We start from the raw sequence: 24085 nt of genomic DNA, 5'->3' as shown, positions 1-24085 counted from the left end.
CTCTATTCATATATGTACAAACTACCTAACACTTCATACTCTCGTCTATTTTCCCCTTTAAATTCCACTGCAAAAGGATATTCACCATTCTTATTCAAGTGTTCTTTCACTAGCCCTTCCCCAATCGGTTCACAAAACTGTACATGAATGTCACCAAACGCTACACTTTGGCACTCAGCATTCCATTTTTTATTTTTTGTGACTGAACTTGCAGTTAGCCCCATTACTTCTTTCCACTTTCGCGCTGTTTCTCGAACATTTTTCACTGCATAATGGATCACTTCAATTTGTTGCACTTTGTTTTTATGTTCCTTGATCGTCCCTATGTTACGTAAGTCGTTTCTTCTTTCTTCATCGGTTTCATTCCACTGTATAAAGAAAGGTAATTTCGGCCCGCTTTCTTCTTGCTTTACAAATAACATTTTCCATTCTAAAAGCCGGCCATCTTTTCTCATACGTTTCCCTTTAAATGGCCCTATCGTATGTAACCCATGTTTGCTTAACTTAACTGCTAGTTCTTCAATTGCATCTGTTCGAATTGCGATTTGTAGCATTCCTTCTCCAGTTTGCAATTTAACAACCGTTTCCTGCACTAATGGATTTTCTGCTTCTTTCGCTTTTTCTTCATGCTGCACAGCTAAAAATTCTATGTATGATAAATCAAAATAACATAAACTATTCCAAGTTCCCCAGTTCGTATGCTCTCCGCCTAACGCAGTATGAAAACCTAGTGCCTGTATTTGTTTTGCCGCTTCCTCCGGTGTACAATTCACTGCGTGAACGAGATGATCAAACATTAACATAGTCTTTCTCCCCTTTCTCTCCATCCTTTTATTGTATATTTTATTTTTCTTTCATTCAATTCAAAAAACTTTAAAACCCAGTTGATTTATACGATTAATGTGTATTATAATGAAACAAATTTAATTATTGCTGATTGGAAAAACCAAAGGCACTTTTCTCATACGGGAAAAGTGCCTTTTTCATTTATTATTACAGGGGGATTATTTATGCAGAAATTAATTGTCTTTGCTATTATTGGATTTTTCGCTCAATTGATCGATGGCGCACTTGGAATGGCGTATGGGGTAACATCTACCTCACTATTATTAATGTTTGGTATTGCACCAGCTGTAGCTTCCGCATCTGTTCACTTAGCTGAAGTCGTTACAACCGCAGCTTCTGGTGCATCGCATATCAAATTTGGAAACGTTGATAAATATACGGTTTCCAGACTTACATTACCAGGGGCAATTGGCGCATTTATTGGGGCATGTTTTTTAAGTAATTTACCTGGCGATGTGATTAAACCGTACATTTCAATATTTTTATTCACTTTAGGCGTTTATATTTTATTACGATTCATTATTCAAAAACAAATTGTTACTTCCAAAAAGCGCATGTCTGCCAAACAACTTGTGCCACTCGGCTTATTCGCTGGATTCGTCGATTCAACAGGCGGCGGTGGTTGGGGACCGATTACAACACCTGTACTTCTTGCAAGAGGAAATGAAGCTAGAAAAGTTATTGGATCTGTTGATACGAGTGAATTTCCTGTTTCACTCGCTGCAACGATTGGCTTTTTCATTTCACTTGGCTGGGAACAAGTAAGCTGGGTTTGGGTATTTGCTCTCATGCTCGGTGGTATTGTCGCTGCACCAATCGCCGCATGGTTAGTTCGCATCGTTCCAGCACATTTGCTTGGCGTACTAGTTGGTGGCCTTATAATCTTTACGAATATTCGTACACTGCTTACTACATTTAAAGTAGATCCAACTATTATTTCACTTTCTTACATTGCAGTTGGTCTTGTCGTTATTATATCCATTTTTATTGCTGTCCGTAATCATTCCAATCGTTCTAACGTATCGACAGATGGTTATCCGAAAGATCAAAAACAAATGCTACCATAATGATAAAAATACCGCTCGAACTATATCGAGCGGTATTTTTTATTTTTCTATTTTCCAATTAATCATCGTATCTGTTGTATCTACTCTCTTCATTTGTAATTTCTCTAATACACGAATCGAACTACCATTTTCAAGGAGTGTCTCCGCAATAATTGTATCTACCTCTTCTGTCTGGAAAGCCCACTTTATTAATTCATCTACAGATTCTGTAGCATACCCTTTATTCCAATATTTCTTAATAAAACCGTAACCAATTTCTACTGTACGTTTCTCGTTCGGTTTCCCTTTAAATCCTATATCCCCTAGTACGATGTCATCTTCTTTTCGAATGACATACCACGCACCCCAAGGTAATAAAGCTGCGTCTTGTTTTACACTTTCTACATGCCCTGCAATATGCGGGCCACTATTGTATCCTTGATTCTTCGCAATTTGAACCCATTCTTCTGCACATGGGATAATATGTAATCTTTCCGTTTCTAATTTCATAACGACGTCCCCTTTTTAATTAAACGGTACTTCGATTTTACTACAAAAAGAAAGAATATTCACTCTTTTAATTTATACTTATGTTTTTTCTTTGAAACAAAATAAAAGAGGTGATTCCCTTCAATAGTTATGTCGAATTATATTTTCTGAATTTTCTTTTAATTTTAAAGGGTTTTTCATTATTTTTTGCGAAACATTTGTATAACAATTTTTTCTTTGCTTATTGCTACATAATAGTAGGTTCGGGTGGAGTTTTGCAAGCGTTTCCTATACAATAACCGATATTTTTTGACTTTTCCTAACAAAATTCCTTGCAATATATTCAGAAAGTCATTACAATTGCCATATATTAAATATCTTAGCAATATATAAATCCTCATCAATCCGATGAGGTAGAGGTTGCGACTTTTAAAAGTAAAACGGACGAGACACAGAGAATGTCACTGACTCCGTTTGAAAGGAAAAGTTGCCGAAGTTTGTATTTCTTCTCTGGAAATATGAGCTGGGTCTGTCTCCGAAAGGAACAGAACTGTCACGTTTACAAAATTACCGTGTAAACGTGGGGTGCTATCTTAACGGAAGGGTATGATGGGGTGGTTATTTGTGAAACGTTCCGCCTAATTCCTTTGGCGGTTTTTTGTATTTTTCTCCCCCGCTCCTTCCTAACCTACAAGAAAAGGAGTGTTGAACATGAATAGCGCAACAAATCAATCTACCTCTAAAACGCAAACTACACAAGGACAAGGTGAATTAAAACGCGGATTAAAATCTCGTCACCTTACGATGATTTCTCTCGGTGGTACAATCGGTACCGGACTATTTCTTGCCAGCGGTGGTGTGATCCATTCAGCTGGTCCTGGCGGTGCACTAGTCGCATACGCCGCAATTGGAATTATGGTTTATTTCTTAATGACAAGCTTAGCTGAACTCGCAGCTTACATGCCTGTTACTGGATCTTTTAGCACTTATGCAACAAAATTTGTTGATCCATCACTTGGCTTTGCACTTGGATGGAACTATTGGTATAACTGGGCGATTACGATTGCAGCTGAACTTGCAGCCGTAACATTAATTATGAAATTTTGGTTCCCAGATACCCCTTCTCTTATTTGGAGTGGACTTTGCTTAGCTATTATTTTTCTCTTAAACTATTTATCTGTTAAAGGTTTTGGTGAATCTGAATATTGGTTCGCACTTATTAAAGTAGTTACTATTATTATCTTTTTAATTGTCGGTTTTATGATGATTTTTGGAATTATGGGTGGCGAATCTGTCGGCTTTAAAAACTTCACTGTTGCAGATGCACCATTTAACGGTGGAATCATGGCAATTATCGGTGTATTTATGGCTGCTGGTTTCTCATTCCAAGGAACTGAATTATTAGGAGTAGCTGCTGGTGAAACTGCTGATCCAGAACGCAATATTCCAAAAGCAATTCGTTCTATCTTTTGGCGTATTTTATTATTCTACATTTTAGCAATTCTCGTTATCGGTTTATTAATTCCTTATACGACTGAAAGCCTTGCAGCGAGTGATGTTACAGTAAGTCCATTTACACTTGTATTTGAAAAAGCGGGCGTTGCCTTCGCTGCTTCTGTTATGAACGCTGTTATTTTAACTGCAGTTCTATCTGCTGGTAACTCTGGAATGTATGCATCAACTCGTATGCTTTGGGATTTAGCTCGCCAGGGAAAAGCACCAAAGTTCTTAGGCAAATTAGATAGCCGCGGTGTACCTGTTAACGCATTAATCGCAACATCAGTAGTTGGTAGCGTCGCTTTCATCGCTTCTTTATTCGGTGACGGTGTTGTATACATTTGGTTATTAAATGCTTCTGGGATGTCAGGATTTATTGCTTGGGTAGGGATTGCTATTAGTCATTACCGTTTCCGTAAAGCTTATATTGCACAAGGGAAAGATTTGAAAGATTTACCATATCAAGCGAAATGGTTCCCGTTCGGTCCAATCTTTGCATTTACACTTTGTGTTATCGTTATTTTAGGTCAAAACTACGGAGCATTTACGGGAGCATCTATCGACTGGAACGGTGTACTCGTTTCTTACATCGGTTTACCACTCTTTTTAGTACTATGGTTAGGATATAAATTCACTAAGAAAACGAAAGTAATTCCACTTGATAAATGTGAACTGAAATAGAAGGAAGTATAGCAAAACGAGCAAACAAATTTGTTTGCTCGTTTTTTATTACAATTCATCTCCCTTCCCTATTGCCACTGTTTTTGCAATAATAGAGGAAATATAAATAAAGGTTGGGATTACATGAACATTCGTATTACTGATGAAGCAATAGTAGCTATACATAGACTAGAACGTGAAGACAAAAAGATTATTCGCATTAGAGGAACTATGACAAACTCTTGCAGCATTTTCGTTGATGTTGATTTAATTTGGGATACATATAATGCAGATGATGTTGTTTATGAAGATGAACAGCTTATTGTACAAATGGACTCATTCACGAAAGACTACACTGGTGATACGTTAAAACTTGATTATAAGACGACTGGTTTTAGCATTACGACTCCTAGTGAGACGTTGGTGTATGGATTGTCGATAAAAAAATAACAATTGTTTCAACTGACCACTGAGGTGAAAAAATGGGCAAATATGTTCCGTTAAAATTTTTATTCAACGAAGAATTAGCAGAAAAAATGGCTGATTCTATTTCTAAACATGATTCTAATTTCTCTAAAAAAAAATTTATAGATTCCGTAACATATAAAGTTGAAAATTTAGAGTTAAAGCAACGTGTAGAAGTAATAGCAGATGAATTACACAATGCATTACAAAAAGATTTTAATGAAGCAATACATATATTACTGAAAACATTAGGACCAGAAAATACAACAGAAGTCGGCACATTTACAAAGGGTTATATGTATATGCCTATCGCAAAATACGTTGAAAAATATGGCCTTAACGATTTTGACTCCTCATTCAACGCAATGTATGAAATAACAAAAAGAAATACTGCTGAATATGCCATTCGTCCTTATCTTGAAAAATACCATGAAGAAACCTTGGACATATTGCAACAGTGGTTACGTGACGAAAACAGCCACATCAGGAGATTAGTTTCAGAAGGTACTAGACCAAGACTTCCTTGGGCAAAAAAAATCGGAGCTCTGAAAGGTGACTACAGAAATAATTTAAAGCTTCTTGAGCCATTAATGAATGATCCTTCTAAGTATGTTCAAAAATCTGTAGCCAATCACATTAATGATATTACGAAAGAAAATAACGAACTCGTTTTTCAATGGTTGCAACAATTACTCGATAAAAACCATCCTGTTAATCCTTGGATTATGAAACATGGATTAAGAACGATGATAAAAAATGGCACTTTACCAAAAGATTTTTGTTTTTAAGTATTTGTAAAGAAAGCAACAATCTATATGAAAACAGCTAATAATAAAAACGTTTATACTTCATTTGGAAGTATAAACGTTTTTTCTCTTTTAAACATTAACCTTGTCTTAAAATCTTATAAAACATTTCCGGTTTATGTTGTGCAAAAGCATCTATTAATTCTTTTCCAAATATCGTTATACTCTTCTCCCAAGGATGACCTAAATACCCCCACTTAAAGTCCTTCTGAATAAAGAAATAGTAATCTCCATTTGGAAAAATCGGGATTGTCCACTCATCAAATTCATTTCTATCGAACTTTAAATGTGGATTTACCCAGTAACATTCATGTTGCCAATCAAGTGCCATTATATATTCATCCGATACTGTATTCTCTTTAAAAACTAGTAATGCTTTTTCTTCCAGATCGTCATATACATTTAAATCTACCGACTCTCCGAAGTAATGAGAAATATCATATGTTACAAAAGGACTTGGCACCTTAAATGATGGGAATATAGAGACACTTGGCAAAAACTTAAGCTTACTATCTATCATGTCCCAAATTTGGTCGTACTCTTTGTCTGTAAACTCCATCCAATTTTTCATTAAACAACTGCCTTCCCCTATAATTTCAAAGGATTTTCACTCGATACTCCCGAATATATAAATAACCATTCTCACAAGGAGCGAATTTATATGAATTTATTCGAACACGAAACGTAAAACCGCTTCATTTTAATAAGAGGTCCTCCCTTTTTCTTTTCTTACTATATCATTCATTAACGAAGTAGGAGGACAACAATATGAAACGTGATCCATTATTTTCAGCACTATTAGAAAGTGCAAAGACAAACTTTAGCGGCTGGGATTTCTCTTTCATTTCAGAAACTGGCCGTATGAATAGCGAGCCCCTATCATGGTCATACGGTAGCACTGCTTTCCAGCTTATGCAGCGTGCAAAATCAGTGCTAGATATGGGGACTGGTGGCGGAGAGTTTTTATCTATGTTACAACCGTTCCCGCCAACTATATACGCTACTGAGGGCTATGCTCCAAATGTACCAATTGCACGAAAGAAATTAGAACCTCTAGGAGTTACAGTTGTAAAAGTGACTGATGATACTACTTTACCATTTCAAGATGATCAGTTTGATTTAATTGTGAATCAACATGAATCATATTCTGCTTCTGAGGTGAAAAGAATTCTTTCCACCAATGGAACATTTCTTACACAACAAGTCGGTGGTCTTGATTGTGCGGAACTTAATGAGCAGTTTGGCACACCGCTGAATAGCGAATTTTCAAGTTGGTCACTCAAAACGGCATGTAGTGAATTGAGGAAAAGCGGATTTACAATTTTAGAAGCGAAGGAAGAGTTCCCTCTTCAGCGTTTTTATGATGTCGGTTCTGTTGTCTATTACCTAAAAGCAATTCCGTGGCAAATTCCTGAATTTACAGTAGAAAGCTATAATGAGGAATTGTATCGCATACATGAAATCATCTTGCAAAAAGGATATTTCGATGTGAAGCAACACCGCTTTATTATTAAAGCAAATTATGAAGAGTAAAATTTGAATTAGCATTCACTACAAAAAAGCCAAATCCCAATAAAGGATTTGGCTTTTTCTTAGTATTTTAACGCATCTTTTCCTATTGTGAAACGAGATGTTTTACATAAACTAGTCTAGTATTTTCATTTTCGAAAAAGGATAATATATAAATTCCACCTTGCCAATAACGTTATCTTCTTCAATATAACCTAAACCATTTCGACTATCCTTACTATGTTCACGATTGTCTCCCATTACAAATAACTTATTTGGCGGAATCTTTGTCTTTTGAAAGTTGTAAAACACTTGTGTATTGTTGTATAAATCTTTATTTATATAAGGTTCATCTTGCTTTCTGTCATTTACGTATACAGCTCCATTCGTTATGTTAATTACGTCACCAGGAAGTCCTATTACGCGTTTCACATAATATTTCGACTCATCCTCTTCCTTAATAATGACGATTTCTCCGTGCTGTAAGCTAGAAAAATGTACAGCGGCTTTATTTACAAATACGTAGTCTTCTTCATGTAAAGTTGGCTGCATTGATTTTCCTTCCACTTTACATAGAGTGAAAGACTGGTACGTTACTACTAGGACAAATATAAATAGTATGTACTTTCCCCAACCTCTCTTAATCTTCTCTTTCATATCCATTCCCACCTTATCAAAACACTTTTCAACTCAAAAATATATCACTGCACAATATGCTTTCATTTGCGCAGTGATATACTACAATTTGAAGTTTTTTACTGTTCCTTACTCGGCTATTGTGCTACTGGGACTGGACTTGCAACCGATCTCTGCGTTTTTAAGTCAAAATATGCATCCAAAACCTCTTTACCAATTGCAGAATTAATACCTGATTTATCATTATTTACCCATGGCACAACAACAGAAAAAGCAACTTCCGGATCAGCATCATATGGCGCATACCCGGCGAGAGTTAAATTATAACATTTTTTTCGATAGTTGTTTTCATCTCTTCCAATATCACTTTCTCCACCGTACACTGTTTCTGCTGTTCCTGTTTTCCCAGCCGGTTTATAAGGTAAGCCTTTAAAAGTTCCAGTACCTGTCCCATCAGCCTCTTGGAAAACCCTTCTAAATCCTTCTTTCACATGATTTATATATGACAGATCCATATCCACTCGATTTAACACAACTGGTTCCATCGATTGCATAACTTTCCCGACTTCCTCTGGTCTATTCGGTTGCTCTCTAATTTCTTGTACAATTTGTGGTTTCATTCGGTAACCACCATTTGCAATCGTTGACATATATTGCGCAAGCTGAAGCGGCGTATATGTATCATATTGTCCAATGGCATAGTCAAGTAAAAAACCAGGTATATCATCTGTTCTACCCATTTGACCAATCGATTCATTTGGAAGGTCAATACCGGTTGGTACACCTAAACCAAATTGTCTAAAGTAATAGCGCATTTTATTGAATGTTTCTTGTTTAATATCTAACGGATTGTTTGGTACATAATCAATACCTGCCATTTTTAAAGCTGTATTAAACATATATACGTTCGATGACACTTGCAAAGCTCTTAAATCATCAATATCTCCAAATTCTTTCCAAGATTTCTTCGGCTTCGAACTTCCTTTAAAGTACATTGGTGCATCAAAGAAATGCGTATATGGCTTAATCACCCCTGCTTGATATCCAGCTAATAACGTAGCTCCTTTCACCGTTGATCCTAACTCGTAAGAACTTATCATCGTTCCTAAAGCGTAGTCTTCTATTTGCATCCCGCCATCTTTATTTACAATTTTCTTTCCTGCTAATGATAGAATTTGACCATTTTTCGGATTCATCATAACGACGAATGCACGATCCATCATCGGTTCAGAAGAATGAAATGCCCTTAAATTCCTTTCAAGACTTTCCTCCACCTTTTTCTGTAAATCCATATCAACTGTTAACATTAAATTATTTCCACTTTTTCCTTTTGTCACTTTTTCAGTCCGAATAATATTTCCAGCTTTATCCGTAATATTTTTAGACTGTTCTTTCGTTCCATGTAACACATCTTCGTATTGTTTTTCGATGTAACTCTTACCAATACGATCATTTCGGTTATAATCTCGCACTAAATAATAGTCTAATTGCTCCCTTGGTAATCCCTCATTCTCAGTAGAAACACTACCAAGTACAGAACGTAGTATTTTATCATTAGGATATTCTCGTTCCCAATCCACAGTCGTATCTACGCCTGGCAAGATCGATAATCTTTCACTCACTACTGCATATTCATTTTGACTTACATCTTTTTTGACGATTTGTGGCGTCATTTTATATCCCGCATTCATTTTGCTTTTAATTGCTAGTACTTCTATATCCTCTTTCGAAAGCTCGTTTAATTCTTCTTGTGTAATTCTTTCTCGTCTCAACTCTTCTACTTTCTTATCTAAGTCTTTCCCTTCTATTTCCTGCTTCCTAAATTTACTCTCATCTTCTTTCGTTACTTTTGTTGCTGCGCGTTTTTCATTTAACTGCATCCAAAAGTCTTTTTTATCTGTCTCTGTTAACTTGTCCATATCTTCTTGCGGCATTTCAATTAGCTGTGCTAAATTTCTTGCCACTATTAAAACCTCTTTTGAGTCCACTCCTTTCATCTTCGTATATGTAACAGTTCGTAACGGTTTATTATTTACAATAACTTTCCCTTCCCGGTCAAACATCTTCCCTCTCGGAACTGGCGTACTCACCGTTACATCTTCCTTTTTATTCACTTCATTTCGATACGTTTCTCCGTCAATGATTTGTACTTTACCTAATTGAATAATAATAGCTGAAAATAAAAGAAAAACGATAAAAAATAGTACATTTAACCGAAACGGAATATGAGTCTTTTTCTTTTTCGACTGTTTCTGTTTCTCCTTTTTCTGTCTCATTTTGCTCCCTCGCTTCATTCTATTAACATTTCTACGCATGAATCATTATGTATTAAATTTATTTATATGCTATATATAGAATTTTATATTAATTACAAAAGAAATAAAAGATTTAATTTTCAGTTTTTTATTTTCTCATCCTATTTATTACCATTCCCCTTATACGCAATAACATGAATATAATTCATACAAAAAAACTGAGGTGGACATCATTCACCTCAGTTTCTTTACGAAAACAAAAACTTATTTAATCGAAGATAACCCTTTGGCAAATTCACCAATCTTATTTTGAAAAACAAAATCAAAATTGTATTCTTGCCCTGTTAACTCTTCATTTACTAAAATTGTTGTTGCGCCTACTTCTCTCTTTGCGATTTCTGGGAATGAAGCGACAGGCTGTACTTTTAATGACGTTCCCATTACGAGAAGTACATCTGTTTCATATAAACGTTTTATCGCATTTTGATATTGTGGTAACGTATCTCCGTATAAAACAACATCTGGGTTTAGAATGAAATTACACTTCCCGCAACGCGGTACTTCATGATCAATCATATATTGTAAATCATATCCCGTTTTACACTTCGGACAATGTGCAGTTTGAAGTGTTCCATGTAAATCAATTACATGTTTACTACCACCTACTTGATGCAAACCATCAATATTTTGCGTTAAAATCGTTATGTCTTTCCCTTGTTCTTCTAGCTCCGCTAAAAAGCGATGCCCTCGATTTGGTTTATATTGATGAAACGTATTAATTTGAAAGATTTCTTTATAATGCTTCCAAAACTCTTTCGGATTTCTATTATAATAGCCTCTCGACAAATACATCTCTACATTCGCATCAGCATATAATCCATTTGCTGAACGAAAATCAGGGATTCCACTTTCTGTGCTTGCACCAGCACCTGTTAACACTGTAATTTTCTTCGCTTTTTCTAAAATTGAACGTACTTCTTCAAATTGCTGCACAAAAATCACCTCTATATATTTTCCTATACTTATTATACCAGTTGTTTACAGGAGGTGTTGTACAATTCGGTTTACTTACTACGTTGCATTATCTAAACCCAAACTTTTTTGGGCGTAATTACAATTTCCAAGGTAACTACTGTTCCATTAAAATAAATTCACAACTGATTATGTTATGGAGAATGTAGTCGGCCTTGCTAGGAAACACAAAGATACACTTGTTGGTAATGGCGTAGCATTCTTAGTAGCTAAAGCACTCTCACAATCAATTTTGGATTGTTTAGAGGTAGATGTGTCTAATGAGCAAATGACGATTTTTCACTTCATTTAGAAAGCAGCCAGAAGGCTGCTTTTCTTCATCGATGGGCTTAGATAGTTATGGACTACTGGGAGCCTCTTAAGTTATACTTGTATAATATCAAAAATTAATAAGGGGTAATATTAACATTATGAAAGAAAAAAACGAACTTGTTCAAAGTATTCCTCAAACAGGATTTTTTGGGCATCCAAAAGGATTATTCTCTTTATTCTTCACTGAGTTTTGGGAAAGGTTTTCTCATTATGGAATGAGAGCTATTTTACTGTATTATATGTACTATTCGGTCGCAAAAGGTGGATTAGGAATTGAGCAATCTACCGCAACCTCGATAATGGCAATTTACGGTTCCTTACTGTTCATGTCTAGTATTATCGGTGGATGGATATCGGATCGTTTATTTGGTCCAAGTAAAACCGTATTCTTTGGTGGGGTTTTAATTATGATTGGCCATCTTATTTTAGCTTTACCGGGTAGTAAAAGTGCGTTATTTATCTCTATGGTCTTCTTAGTTCTAGGAACAGGGTTGTTAAAGCCTAACATATCGAACATCGTAGGAAGTTTATACAGTGAAACAGATGCGCGTCGTGACTCAGGGTTCAGTATATTCTACATGGGTATTAACTTAGGTGCCTTACTTGCACCTTTAGTTGTCGGAACATTAGGTCAGCAATATAATTTCCACCTTGGTTTTGGAGTTGCAGCAATTGGTATGGCAATTGGGTTAGGGGTATTTGTTGGAACAAAACAGAAAAACCTTGGTCTAGTCGGTACGCAAGTACCTAATCCATTATCAGATTCGGAAAGAAAAAAGACTATTAAGTATTTCAGTGTTGGTCTGGTTGTATTAACATTGCTAGGTGTGGTTACAATTCCAACTGGGTTGTTAACTATAAATCGTTTTACATTCTTGATTAGTATCTTAGGGATTGTTATTCCAGCCTATTATTTCATTTATATGTATCGTAGTCCTAAAACAACAAAAGTAGAGCAATCTCGTCTTCTTGCGTATATACCACTCTTTATTGCAGCTACAATATTTTGGTCTATACAAGAACAAGGTGCTATTATCTTAGCGACATACGCGGATCAACGAACTCAATTACAGTTCAATGGAATTACATTGCATTCCGCTTGGTTCCAATCATTAAGTCCAATCTTTATCGTAACGCTTGCCCCGATTTTTGCATGGGTTTGGATAAAGTTAGGCAAGAAGCAGCCTTCAACGGCAAAAAAATTCGCTATTGGATTGCTATTTGCAGGTTTCTCATTCTTAGTTATGATTATTCCGGCTTTAATCAACGGTACTCACTCTTTAGTGAATCCTATGTGGTTAGTCCTTAGCTTCTTTTTAATTGTAATTGGAGAAGTTTGTTTATCTCCTTCAGGGTTATCAATAACGACGAAGCTGGCTCCAGCTGCTTTCTCTTCGCAAACCATGAGCTTATGGTTCTTATCAACTGCGTCTGCGCAAGCAATAAATGCCCAAGTTGTTAAACTGTATAATCCTGCAACAGAAGCAATTTACTTTGGTGTTATTGGTGCTATCTCCATTTTAGTTAGCATCCTGCTGTTTGCATTATCATCAAAAATCCAAAATTTCATGAAGGGACTTCAATAACGGTCTCTTATTGAAATGAACAAATACAAGTTTCTATGTGAAGAGTAGCCAAACGGGTTACTCTTTTTTTGTATAACCATAGCAATCTCCACACAAACGCAATATAATGTATGCTGGAGCAATGATATTTCTAGGAAAACAAAACATACCTAATAGACTAATGCAACTTGGTAAGAGAGCTGACTATTTATCTAAAGAGGAGTTTCTTAAACATAAAGACTGCGTCATCGATTTACTCGATGAACGGGAAATTTGCGAATAAAAGACCAAAACTCCAACTCATTGAGGTGCGTAACCACTATCGGAAAATTGAAATTCCTTTTCACTATAAAACCCTAAATCCTCGCCAATTTCCTTGAGTTTCTCTTGAATTAATTTTGTTGAATCTTTCGCCATTTTCATCCCTCATTCTTGTTAATTCCAGTAAGTGCTTCAACTAAAGCCAAATTCCCTATATTTTATTAGATAACTAATTCTCAAAGCATCTATATCGATTTTCTTATATAAATATATTATAATACTCTTTTTTGTAAAAGTTAGATAAATATTGCATTCTTACCGTACTTATATTTAAATTTAGCAGTTTTGAAAATTCATAGTACAATTAACAATTCTGATGATTATCTCTTACCCAGTTATACTTTACTAATGGCAAAAATTCACTCTGTTTGTTTTACATAAAAATGGTGTGATATTTTTTATCACACCATTTTAAAATCATTACTTTATATGTCTTTGAGTTTATCAGAACTTAACTTTTTATCCATTCATATAGACGAAAATTCTACATCATTAAGAAACTATTTAAAAAGTTGCCTTTTATTTGGAACAATTCCATATTTGTTAGAATACTCCCATTGCAACCTTTCTCTTTATATTCTATACTGCATCTTCAATTACAAAATACAAACACACAAAGAGGGCTGCATCAGCCCTCTTTAATTAACATGCTTTTTACTTAATGCGTCGCACCGCCGCACACTACAATATCTACTTCCACTTCCGTCGTTACCTCGATTGCTAATTCTATCCCTTTACTAATAGTAGAAAGTGACATACTCGGTTGACCTGGATAGTTAGTAGCTTGTTCTGGTAAGAACGGAATATGAACAAATCCACCTTTTATTTTCTTATCATGTTTTTCTAGTTCATGCATGAGACCATAGAATAAGTGATTACAAACAAATGTACCTGCCGTTTGTGAAACAGAAGCTGGTATACCTTCTTCGCGAAGTTTTTTCACGATTGCTTTCATCGGAAGTGTAGACCAATACGCAATAGGTCCTTCTTCTACAACCGGCATATCCACTGGCTGATTTCTTTCATTATCAGCAATTCTTGCATCATCAACATTAATTGCTATTCGTTCTATCGTAATATCTGGTCTGCCCCCAGCTTGTCCAATACATATAATAATTTCAGGCATCAATTCTTCTATATATGCTTTTAATACTCTTATTGATTTATGAAATACGGTTGGAACTTGTTTACTAATAATCTTGTACTCTCCGATTGTTTTTTCATGCAAACTTTTTGCGACTTCCCAAGCTGGATTGATGCTTTCTCCGCCGAATGGATCAAATCCTGTTAATAATACTGTTTTCATAGTTTCACTCTCCTAATTAGAAACGATAGACAAGGCCGTACATTATAAACATATTTATAATGAAAATGGAAAGAGCAATTGGTACTTGCGCCTTAATGACAGCATTCTTATCTTTCAATTCTAAAAGCATTGCCGGAACGATGTTAAAGTTTGCCGCCATTGGAGTAATCAGTGTTCCGCAATATCCAGCAAACATACCAAGTGCCGCCATAATAGCTGGATTCCCTCCGTGCATTTGTACAATTAGAGGTAAGCCAATTCCGCCAGTGATTACTGCAAACGCGGCGAATGCATTCCCCATTACGACTGTAAACAACATCATTCCTAAACAATACGCCATAACAGCAACGAATGGATACTCTGTCGGTAACACTTGTCCGACTAAATCAGAAACAACTTGGCCAACGCCAGACTTCGCGAAAATACCGCCAAGCGCTGCTAACATTTGTGGTAAAATAACTGCCCAACCAACTGCTTGTAATAACCTACTTCCTTCTTGAACAGGTGTTGTTATTTTTGATTTTGTAATACGCATTGCCGCAATGAATGCGAGTAGTGCGCCTAATGCTAATGCAACTAACGTTACTTTATCTGGATCAACAAGTGCGACATTTCCCCATTTTATTTTTCCTAACGTTAATGTACCGATAATCGTAAAAATAGGTATTAATAGTGCAGGCATGAAAATTTTATTCTTTAATTTCTCAGCATGTTTCACACGTTCTTGCACTGGTACTTCTTTCTCCTCAGATTTTGTTACTTTATTTAATGAAGCTAAAACGACCATAGCGAGCACAATACAGCCAACATAAAATGAAGGTATTACATTTCCGAATATGAATGTAACTGCAAACAATGCCCAAAATAAGCTAGAACCGAATCGGTTTGGATGTTCACGATCAAATGCAATACGAACAGCGATAAATGCAACGATTATTCCTAATACATAATAAATTGTATCCATTGTTATGATGTTCATCTTATATAGCCTCCTTCTCTTGTTTTTCTTCTGCCTTCATTGTTTTCTCTATATACTTATCAAACCTTTTAAACCTAATCCAGCTCACAATAAGGGCAGATATCGCAGTTGGAATACCCCAAAGCGCCATATCCCATACACCGACATGCATACCTACTGAATCGAAGAACCCTTTCATTAATAAAATGGCACCAGTTGCGATGAAAATATCCTCTCCGAAAAACCAAGCTGTATTTTCCGCAGCTGCTGCGTTTGCTTTAATCTTTTCTCTCAATTTTTCAGGGAGTTTACCATATTTACCTTGTGCAGCTCCTTCTGCCATTGGCGCAACTAGCGGTCTCACTGTTTGCGCATGACCACCGATATTAAGTCCAAGCGCTGCTGATGATTCTCTTATCGTAAAATATGACATTAATACTCTTCCAGTTGTTGCTCCTTTTGATTTCGTTATAAGTGCTTCTGCTCTTTCTTTTAAACCGTAACGCTCTAAAATTCCGATTACCGGTAAAGTTAATATGATTGGCATAGACATATATCTGTTTTCTATGAAAAATTTACCGAACATGCTGATCACATCATAAAAGCTTAAGCCTGAAACCATACCAGTAACAATACCCGCAACCATTACTACTAACAGTGTATTTAATCTAAATAAAAACCCAACTGCAACAAGTAGTATCCCAATTAATTTAATCATTTCCAGCACTTCCCCTCATTTATTATTTCGGTGCACTTATAGAAACACCGTTAAGTTCGAATGTTCTGTATATTTTTCCCGCAAATTGGACTGCTTTCTCTCCGTCCCCGTGTAAACATATCGTTTGCGCTTGAACTGCTACTTTCTCCCCATTAACCGATTCTACATACCCTTCTTTCACCATTTGAAGTACTTGTTTTATTGCTTCATCTTCATTTTTTATAAGAGCATTTTCTTCTGTACGGCTCGTTAAAGTTCCATCCTGCTTATACGTGCGATCAGCAAAAGCTTCTTGTACGAGAGTTATATTATATTTTTCTGTTGCCTTTATAAATGCCTCACTATTCGCTAATCCGTAAAGTAATAATCCAGGGTTAATATGATAAATTGCCTTTGCAATCGCATCCGCAATTTCCGAATCCGTTGCTGCCATATTATATAAGGCACCGTGCGGTTTTACATGTTGCATTTTCCCTCCAGCAGCTTTAACAAATCCTTCTAATGCGCCAATTTGATATAAAACATAATCGTATACTTCACTTGCTGAAACATGTATATTCCTTCTTCCAAATCCAATTAAATCAGGAAATCCAGGATGCGCTCCTATTGCTACGTTATGCTGCAGAGCTTTTTCAACCGTTTGCCGCATAACAGCCGGATCACCGGCATGAAAACCACAAGCAACATTTATAGAGGAAACGAACGGAAGAATTTCATCATCATTCCCCATTTTATAAGCTCCAAAACTTTCTCCTAAATCACAGTTTAAATCGATTGTAGTCACGATGTTTTCCTCCTAATCTCAGCTTCGTAAAGCGATGAATTTCTTTAATAGACTCATATTTGTTTCCTGTTCTATATATAATTGTGCAGCTTCTTCCATAGTTATTTTTTCAAAAGTTACATAGTCTCCTGGTTTCAGCTGCGCTAGAAGAGGTAAATCTACTGAAATTACATTTCCAATTCTCGGATAACCACCTGTCGTTTGTCTATCCGCCATTAATATAATAGGCTGTCCACCATTCGGTACTTGAATTGTTCCGAATGTAACTGGGCTCGATAAAATTTCTATCTCTTCAACTCTACTTAAAACATCTCCGTCAAGCCTATACCCCATGCGATCAGCATAATTGGATACTTTATACTCTTTCGAAAAAAACGACTTTATACTTTCTTCTGTAAATTGATCATATTCAAAGTCTGTTATGACGCGAAGAATAGGATGCTTCTTATATTTTGGTAAAGCATCGTTACAAATTGCCCACTTCGTTTTTATACGCTCTTCTTCTTGTAAATTTTGAATGAAACGACTTGCAACTTCTGCCCCTGTACCAATTTGAAAATAATCTCCTTTTTTCAGCATTCTCCCTTCAATACCGCCAAGAGCAGCACGTATGTAAGTACTTTTACTTCCCATCGTACGATCAATATTTATACCGCCCGCAAAAGTCACATATGCTCTGCAACCGCTTTTCGCTTTTCCGAGACAAAGCATGCTTCCTTCTTCAGCTAATATGGGACGCCATAATGGAATGCGCTCTCCATTTAATAACGGTTCCATATCCGCTCCGCCAATCGCGAGCAATGTCGTTTTCTTTATTAACAATTTAGGTCCCATTATTGTAATTTCGAGTCCAGCCTCATTCTCTTCATTGCCTACTAACATATTAATCATCCTGAGCGCATTTTTATCCATAGCCCCGCCAACAGGTACACCGTATTGCTGATAATGAAATCTCCCTAAATCTTGGACTGTTGTAAACATTCCTGCATGCAAAACCTCTACATCCATTCTTTAGCCCCCTCAAGCGATACGTACTCTTCCTTTGTTATCGGTATAAATCGTAAATACATACCACTTTGAATATATGTTGGTGTTTCTTCTTTTGGATTAAATAGAGAAATAGGTGTTCGGCCGATAATATTCCAGCCTCCTGGTGTTTCAAGCGGATAAATACCCGTTTGATTTCCGCCAATACCTACTGAACCAGAAGCAATTTGTAACCGCGGTGTTTCTTTTCTAGGTGTTTCTAGTTCTTTTCGTAACCCGCCTAAATACGGGAACCCAGGTGTAAAACCTAACATATACACGAAATATGTTGTTTCACTATGTATTCGAATAACATCCTCTACTTGTAAGCCTTGATAATGTGCAACCTCTTCTAAATCAGGTCCATATTCTCCCTCGTAACAGACTGGTATAGAAATATGTTTCACATCTCGGTTCACTTCTTCTTTATATGAATCACATAGCTCCCTTATATACTGGCAAACGTGATCATATGGCCTTATATTTCTATCATTTTCCTTCCATACTTCGTACAAATTGTAGTACACCGCTAATGAAGTAAACGACGGAACGCATTCAACCATTCCTGTAAATGGATGCCGCCTCACCGCTTGAAATAATCGTTGTACTTTTTCGTATATATCCATCCCAATTTCTTCACCAAATGTAACAATAATTGCTTGATCCCCTAACGCAGAAAATTTCATCCCACTCCCTCTTTCTATGCCCAAAAGCCGAGTTCTTTTGAAATGCGATATGCTGTTTCTTTCACTTTCGCAGTAAAATATGAAATGTTACTTTCGCTATACTCAATTGCTAATCCCGAAATACTAATGCCAGCTACAACCGTTCCATCACTTGCGAAAATTGGTGCTGCTATAGCCGCTGTGTGATTTTCTAATTCAGAGTAGCTAATTGTGTACCCTTCTTTTTTCGCCATATGTAATACTTCTAACAAATGCTCCTTATTCACGATCGTTCCATCCGCAAACTGTTTTAAATCTGCTTCCTCTACATACTTTCTTTTCTCTTCCTCAGAAAAATACGATAGTAAAATTCTCGGACACGCACCCGCATAAAGCGGTGCTCTTCTTCCAACCGCCGTATAAACACGTACCGGCTGAGCTCCTTCCATTTTTTCAACATAAATTGCATCATTGCCATCTTGAATAATTAAATTTACTGCTTGCCCTAAACTATCTCTAAGCTCTTTCATATAAGGAATCGCAATATTTCTTACGGATAACCTTTGTGAAACAAGTTGACCAAATCGTAAAAAAACGACTCCGAGACGATACTTGCCCTTTTCTGTTTTTTGTAAAAAGTCCATTTCTTCTAACGAACCAATTAAACGATAAACAGATGTTTTCGGCATATTCGTAAGCTGAACCATCTCTGTTAAACTTAGCTCCTCATGCTCATAAAACAACTCTAAAATATCCATTGTCTTAACTGCCGTTTTATTTATACTCATCCTATCTCCTTTGTGTTCCGAATTTCGGAACTTCAATTCCGTTTTTCGAAACAAACATATAATTTAAAATTATAAAATATTCTTTCAATTCTATCAATATATTTTTCACAAACAAAAAAAGTATGGAAGAATATTTCTCCCATACTTTTGCTTTACTTTATAACGCTCTCACTTGTTTCAATGGCCAGAAAACAGCTTGTCCTTTTCCAACAATTTCATCTTCTGAAATAAATCCAAACATACGACCGTCTTTAGATACTTCACGATTATCTCCTAAAACAAACACTTGGCCTTCTGGCACTTTCGTTTTCCCTGTGATTTGTTCTAACGTAAAATCAGGGGTTAATACACGACCTGACGCCTTTTCTTTAAATTCCTTTAAATACGGTTCTTCCATCGCTTTTCCGTTTACATATAAAACATCATCTTTATACTCAACTGTATCACCTGGTAAACCAATTACTCGTTTTACTAAATCGTACCCTTCTTTCCCGTGGAAGACGATAACGTCAAAACGATCTAATCCGTTTATACTATAACCAATCTTATTAACGAGAACGCGCTCATTATTTTCTAAAGTTGGCATCATCGACTCACCTTGTACTAATGACGGCGTAAATAGCACCCCGCGAACGATAAAGGCAATCGCAAGTGTAATACCTATCGTTTTAATCCATGAGATCAATTCTTTCTTCGTATTTGTCTTCATCGTTTCTCCTCTTTCTTAAATACTTACTTTATTATTTCAACTAATTCTTGTACTAACTTTAGGTCAATCTCAGAGAAGCATGACTTATCTTCTCTAACCGCTGTACCTACATGCGCCTGCGTAATTCCAGTTTCATCTAGCAATTGTTTTACATTCTCTTTCGTTACTCCGCTTCCGACAACAAGCTGTATATTCCCTTCACTTTCCTTTTGCATCTCTGTAAGCACCGGAATATTATCTACTACATTTCCTTGTCCGCCTGAAGTTAACACGTGAGTAACTTTATTAAATTTCTTCAAAACTTTCATCGCTTCTACTGGATTTTCTGTATCATCTATCGCACGGTGATACGTTACATTTATTCCATCTACAACAGATAATAAATCTGCTAATTCCTCTTCATCAACTTCATTTTGTTCATTTAATACACCTAATACAACACCAGCAGCCCCAAGATTTTGAGCAACTACAATATCTTCTTTCATCATTTCAATTTCTTCTTCCGTATATGTAAAAGACTTCGCATGCGGACGAATCATGACATGAACTGGTATTTGCACTGCTTCTACTGCTTTTTTTATAAAAGCATAACTCGGTGTTAAACCACCTTCTGTATACGATGAAATGAGTTCAATTCGATTTCCACCAGCCTTTTCAATTCGCTTCACATCTTCTAAACAAGTTGCAATAACCTCTAGCATGAGATAACCTCTTTTCGTACTTTTTTCTTATTATACAGTAGGTGAAATAAGAAAAATAGCATTCCACTATAAAACTACAAAAAGAAGAATGAAAAGAAAGATTTTTTAAATTGATAATAAATGGAATATATGTTATGTTTTTCTTGCGATTATACATTCTTATATTCTTATAAAAGGAGAGAGATATATACTTTTTACAAAAAAAGGGTTCGTTATCTCTAGTTCATTTATTCTCATCGCATCACTTTGCACGATTACTTTATTAACAAAGCAAAATACAAAACTAGATTCCTCATCTTCAAGTATAGAAAGAGAAACTATTACCCTTTCATCAAGTAATAAAGAAGAAATCCCAACATTTCGTTCATCTTCATTTAATAATTCACATACATTCAAAGGTGACACAGGTACAGGCTTTGACTTTAGCGGCCAAGGTGACTTAAATATTACGATTAAAAATGCTGGTACAAACAGTTTTACGTATTCAATTAAATTCAAAGAAGATCGTTTAGTCAAACACACGTTACAGCCAAATGAAAGCCAATCCTTTACTTTACGTTCACTTATCGCTAATCCTTTACCAGGTGATTATTCGTTATTTGCACATAATCAAGACGGTTCTGAAAGTAGTATGAATCTTGAAGTACAACCACAATAGAACAAATTAAAAAGACTATCCTCTTATCAAAAGGATAGCCTTTTTAATTTGTAAAACGAGAATTCCCTATTCTTTGAACAATGACATAATACATGGAATTATATCAACAATTTTTCAAATATATCTATCATAACTCTAAATATATCAACGATTCAACATAGAATACTGATTCACCGACAACGAAAAGTCTGTTCCAGAACGGAACAGACTTTATATTTCTTCATTACGACCGAAACGCCGCATCCGCCAGCATAGATAGTGTTGCATCATCCATCGGCGGATTGTGTAGTCCTGCTCTGACGTTTAAATAATAACGATGAAGCGGATTTTCTTCTGATAAGCTTTTCGCTCCTACGATGCGCATTGCTTTATCTACAATAGATATTGCCGCGTTCGTTACAACATATTTTGCAGCTGCTAGTTCAGCTTGCAATGATAATTTATCTTCTGCCTCATCGTATTTTTTCGCAATTTGATATAAAAAGACACGAGCTTGCATAAGCTCAAGTTCTAATTCTCCAACTAACCTTCTAACATTCGGTAATAAACTTATAGAATGATTTAAACTGTTTGGCTTGTATGATACCGCAAACTGAACTGCATAATTTCTTGCTGATTGTGCAATTCCTAAATAACATGCTGGTATATGTAGCAACCAGCCAATACCCTTAGCTTTAACTTTTGAACCCTTTATATCAGTGAAAAAGCGATCTGGTATCTCTACATTTTGTAAAACGAGATCATGGCTCGCAGTTCCTCGCATTGCGATGCTATCCCACGTTTCTTCAATTGTCACGCCTTGCGTATTCTTTGGAATGACAAACTCTCCGATATCTTCCTGGCCTTCAATACTTGCTGAAATGATAAAATAATCAAGTACTGGTGCCATTGTCGTAAACGTTTTTCTTCCATTTATAATCCACTTCTCACCTTTTTTGACAGCTAACGTCTCTGGTTTCCCGCCGCGCGTAGGACTACCTGTATTCGGCTCTGTCGCTGCTCGATTAAAAAGCGCACCATTACGCACTTCTTCACAAAACCAAGTGAACATTTCCTCATTCCAAGAGCGATTTTCAGCTAATTCTTTTACAATGCCAAGGTGCCATCCAATTGATAATGCGGTAGCACCGCAGCCTTCTGCTATTTTCTCTTGAAATAAAACAAAGTCATATAAAGAAATCGCATTGCCTCCCAATTCTTTTGGCAACGTTAATTTCGTATATCCGATATCTTTCAAATTATTAATATTTTCATACGGAAATGATCCTAATTCACTTAGTTGATGCTCCCTTTCCATGAACTTCGGAATCAATTTATTTATTTGTTCAATAACTAAAGATTGTTCTTCTGTTTCAACAAATGAGAGTGCCATACTATAATCTCCTTTATGTTCGATTCATAAACCGTTCATTTTTTCATTATGATTATATGAAGCTACCTCTCTATTGTTTCACTATTCCGATAAAAATACAATGCTTTTGAACAATAAGAAAAGTTCCTATAAAAGGATAGGTTCTTTTCTTATATTAATCCCCTTTCAATGCCTTTAATGGCAAAGAGGTTACATATCCAATATACGAACATAATTCTTTAAAAAAGAAGGGAATTTCTGTATCTAACGTTTTATACGCTGACGTTGGAGTTGGTGATGCATACGCTTCAATTTTAATATGTTTCGCAATTTTCATCGCACGCTTCATATGAAGTGGATCACTCACGATCGTATATGTGCGTATTCCGTTCTCTATTCCAACTTGCTTTGCATTCTTTAAATTATCCTCTGTGAAAAGGGACTTTGTTTCAATTAGAATATCCTCTTCTTTTACACCATGTTTCAGTGCATACACTCTAGCAGTGCGCGCTTCCTCAAGCTCTGCCTCAAACTTTGTACCGCCTGTGAAAATAATCTTTTTAATATTACCGTTCTTATATAAAGAAATTGCATGATTAATTCTTTCTTTAAATACAGGAGATGGTTTTCCGTTCCATGAAGCTGCTCCCAGTACGATACCAGCATCTGTCTTCACATCATCATCTGTTTTAAAGCGATAACTCCAAATATCGTAAGCTGCATAACTTACATATAAAATAATAGAACAAATCATAAGCAAGAATACTTGCAAGATTCTTCTTTTCTTACTTTTCTTATTTTCTTTCATTTATAACTGCCTCCGTACATCATCCATACTTCTATATAAAAACGTATATATCAAATCATTTTGTTTGAATTTGTTTAAAAGAAGGAATTTTTCTTGTCATATATATTCATTAAAGGGTTTTCATTTAAAATTGAGGATTATCAATTCATTTTTCGTTTGCGGTTTCATTACATT

At 35.9% G+C, this 24085-nt stretch carries 25 protein-coding genes and 1 riboswitch; of the genes, 7 read left to right on the top strand and 18 right to left on the bottom strand.

What is annotated here, in order from left to right:
- Positions 1–2 precede the first annotated feature (2 nt).
- Positions 3–803 carry a VOC family protein gene (locus QCI75_RS11875; protein WP_144505482.1) on the bottom strand — a complete coding sequence of 267 codons (801 nt, stop codon included), beginning with the start codon at positions 801–803 and terminating at the stop codon, positions 3–5.
- A gap of 207 nt (positions 804–1010) precedes the next feature.
- Here QCI75_RS11875 and QCI75_RS11870 point away from each other — a divergent pair, with 207 nt between their 5' ends.
- Positions 1011–1913 (top strand): sulfite exporter TauE/SafE family protein, encoded by a 903-nt coding sequence (locus QCI75_RS11870; RefSeq protein WP_235676329.1) that lies wholly within the window; start codon positions 1011–1013, stop codon positions 1911–1913.
- A gap of 39 nt (positions 1914–1952) precedes the next feature.
- Here the strand turns inward: QCI75_RS11870 and QCI75_RS11865 are convergent, their stop codons facing one another.
- Entirely contained in the window at positions 1953–2402 is a 450-nt protein-coding gene (locus tag QCI75_RS11865; protein ID WP_353760533.1) for a GNAT family N-acetyltransferase, read from the bottom strand.
- A gap of 385 nt (positions 2403–2787) precedes the next feature.
- Positions 2788–2980, top strand: a riboswitch (Lysine riboswitch).
- A gap of 112 nt (positions 2981–3092) precedes the next feature.
- Here QCI75_RS11865 and QCI75_RS11860 point away from each other — a divergent pair.
- The 3 genes from QCI75_RS11860 to QCI75_RS11850 all read left to right on the top strand — a co-directional run bounded on the left by QCI75_RS11860 (position 3093) and on the right by QCI75_RS11850 (position 5791).
- Entirely contained in the window at positions 3093–4559 is a 1467-nt protein-coding gene (locus QCI75_RS11860) for an amino acid permease (RefSeq protein ID WP_002013597.1), read from the top strand.
- Positions 4560–4682: 123 nt separating this feature from the next.
- Positions 4683–4988 (top strand): iron-sulfur cluster biosynthesis family protein, encoded by a 306-nt coding sequence (locus tag QCI75_RS11855; RefSeq protein ID WP_144505479.1) that lies wholly within the window; start codon positions 4683–4685, stop codon positions 4986–4988.
- A 32-nt stretch (positions 4989–5020) separates the two neighbouring features.
- Positions 5021–5791 carry a DNA alkylation repair protein gene (locus QCI75_RS11850; RefSeq protein ID WP_353760532.1) on the top strand — a complete coding sequence of 257 codons (771 nt, stop codon included), beginning with the start codon at positions 5021–5023 and terminating at the stop codon, positions 5789–5791.
- Positions 5792–5888: 97 nt separating this feature from the next.
- Here QCI75_RS11850 and QCI75_RS11845 read toward each other — a convergent pair whose 3' ends face one another.
- A complete protein-coding gene (locus QCI75_RS11845) occupies positions 5889–6380 on the bottom strand; it encodes a DUF2716 domain-containing protein (RefSeq protein WP_144505478.1) in 492 nt (163 codons plus the stop codon).
- A 197-nt stretch (positions 6381–6577) separates the two neighbouring features.
- Here QCI75_RS11845 and QCI75_RS11840 point away from each other — a divergent pair, with 197 nt between their 5' ends.
- The gene (locus tag QCI75_RS11840) at positions 6578–7342 is read left to right on the top strand and encodes a class I SAM-dependent methyltransferase (RefSeq protein ID WP_144505477.1); all 765 of its coding nucleotides are present in this window, start codon (positions 6578–6580) and stop codon (positions 7340–7342) included.
- Positions 7343–7453: 111 nt separating this feature from the next.
- Here the strand turns inward: QCI75_RS11840 and lepB (QCI75_RS11835) are convergent, their stop codons facing one another.
- From lepB (QCI75_RS11835) to QCI75_RS11825, 3 genes are all read right to left on the bottom strand, one after another.
- Positions 7454–7975: a signal peptidase I gene (gene lepB / locus QCI75_RS11835; RefSeq protein WP_144505476.1), complete on the bottom strand. Its 522-nt coding sequence runs from the start codon at positions 7973–7975 to the stop codon at positions 7454–7456.
- 116 nt (positions 7976–8091) lie between these two features.
- Positions 8092–10248, bottom strand: coding sequence for a peptidoglycan D,D-transpeptidase FtsI family protein (locus tag QCI75_RS11830; RefSeq protein ID WP_353760531.1), 2157 nt, complete (start codon positions 10246–10248; stop codon positions 8092–8094).
- Between the two features lie 225 nt (positions 10249–10473).
- Complete coding sequence (locus QCI75_RS11825; RefSeq protein ID WP_140152316.1) at positions 10474–11202, bottom strand: NAD-dependent protein deacylase; 729 nt, start codon at positions 11200–11202, stop codon at positions 10474–10476.
- Between the two features lie 175 nt (positions 11203–11377).
- Between QCI75_RS11825 and QCI75_RS11820 the strand changes: the two genes are divergently transcribed.
- The gene (locus tag QCI75_RS11820; protein ID WP_186320854.1) at positions 11378–11533 is read left to right on the top strand and encodes a hypothetical protein; all 156 of its coding nucleotides are present in this window, start codon (positions 11378–11380) and stop codon (positions 11531–11533) included.
- Positions 11534–11651: 118 nt separating this feature from the next.
- Complete coding sequence (locus tag QCI75_RS11815; protein ID WP_144505474.1) at positions 11652–13139, top strand: peptide MFS transporter; 1488 nt, start codon at positions 11652–11654, stop codon at positions 13137–13139.
- A gap of 958 nt (positions 13140–14097) precedes the next feature.
- Here the strand turns inward: QCI75_RS11815 and pcp are convergent.
- From pcp to QCI75_RS11755, 12 genes are all read right to left on the bottom strand, one after another.
- Positions 14098–14745 (bottom strand): pyroglutamyl-peptidase I, encoded by a 648-nt coding sequence (pcp, locus tag QCI75_RS11810; RefSeq protein ID WP_144505473.1) that lies wholly within the window; start codon positions 14743–14745, stop codon positions 14098–14100.
- A 16-nt stretch (positions 14746–14761) separates the two neighbouring features.
- The gene (locus tag QCI75_RS11805; protein WP_144505472.1) at positions 14762–15724 is read right to left on the bottom strand and encodes a DUF979 domain-containing protein; all 963 of its coding nucleotides are present in this window, start codon (positions 15722–15724) and stop codon (positions 14762–14764) included.
- Between the two features lies 1 nt (position 15725).
- A complete protein-coding gene (locus QCI75_RS11800; RefSeq protein ID WP_144505471.1) occupies positions 15726–16421 on the bottom strand; it encodes a DUF969 domain-containing protein in 696 nt (231 codons plus the stop codon).
- A gap of 22 nt (positions 16422–16443) precedes the next feature.
- Positions 16444–17205 (bottom strand): 5-oxoprolinase subunit PxpA, encoded by a 762-nt coding sequence (pxpA, locus tag QCI75_RS11795; protein WP_353760530.1) that lies wholly within the window; start codon positions 17203–17205, stop codon positions 16444–16446.
- Positions 17206–17223: 18 nt separating this feature from the next.
- Entirely contained in the window at positions 17224–18213 is a 990-nt protein-coding gene (locus tag QCI75_RS11790; RefSeq protein ID WP_353760529.1) for a 5-oxoprolinase subunit C family protein, read from the bottom strand.
- The gene (gene pxpB, locus QCI75_RS11785; protein WP_353760528.1) at positions 18204–18917 is read right to left on the bottom strand and encodes a 5-oxoprolinase subunit PxpB; all 714 of its coding nucleotides are present in this window, start codon (positions 18915–18917) and stop codon (positions 18204–18206) included. The genes QCI75_RS11790 and pxpB overlap by 10 nt, the downstream gene beginning before the upstream one ends.
- Before the next feature lie 14 nt (positions 18918–18931).
- Positions 18932–19684, bottom strand: coding sequence for an IclR family transcriptional regulator (locus QCI75_RS11780; protein ID WP_353760527.1), 753 nt, complete (start codon positions 19682–19684; stop codon positions 18932–18934).
- A gap of 157 nt (positions 19685–19841) precedes the next feature.
- Entirely contained in the window at positions 19842–20393 is a 552-nt protein-coding gene (gene lepB, locus QCI75_RS11775) for a signal peptidase I (RefSeq protein WP_002120448.1), read from the bottom strand.
- A 23-nt stretch (positions 20394–20416) separates the two neighbouring features.
- On the bottom strand, positions 20417–21094 hold the full coding sequence (locus QCI75_RS11770; RefSeq protein ID WP_144505466.1) for a copper homeostasis protein CutC: 678 nt from the start codon (positions 21092–21094) through the stop codon (positions 20417–20419).
- 159 nt (positions 21095–21253) lie between these two features.
- Positions 21254–21610 (bottom strand): hypothetical protein, encoded by a 357-nt coding sequence (locus tag QCI75_RS11765; protein ID WP_353760526.1) that lies wholly within the window; start codon positions 21608–21610, stop codon positions 21254–21256.
- Positions 21611–21975: 365 nt separating this feature from the next.
- A complete protein-coding gene (locus QCI75_RS11760; RefSeq protein WP_353760525.1) occupies positions 21976–23124 on the bottom strand; it encodes an acyl-CoA dehydrogenase family protein in 1149 nt (382 codons plus the stop codon).
- Positions 23125–23278: 154 nt separating this feature from the next.
- Positions 23279–23911 carry a YdcF family protein gene (locus QCI75_RS11755; RefSeq protein ID WP_002146866.1) on the bottom strand — a complete coding sequence of 211 codons (633 nt, stop codon included), beginning with the start codon at positions 23909–23911 and terminating at the stop codon, positions 23279–23281.
- Between the last annotated feature and the right edge of the window lie 174 nt (positions 23912–24085).

This window comes from Bacillus cereus group sp. RP43 (assembly GCF_040459645.1).
Taxonomy (GTDB): domain Bacteria; phylum Bacillota; class Bacilli; order Bacillales; family Bacillaceae_G; genus Bacillus_A; species Bacillus_A mycoides_C.
This window is presented reverse-complemented; position numbering and strand designations above follow the sequence as displayed.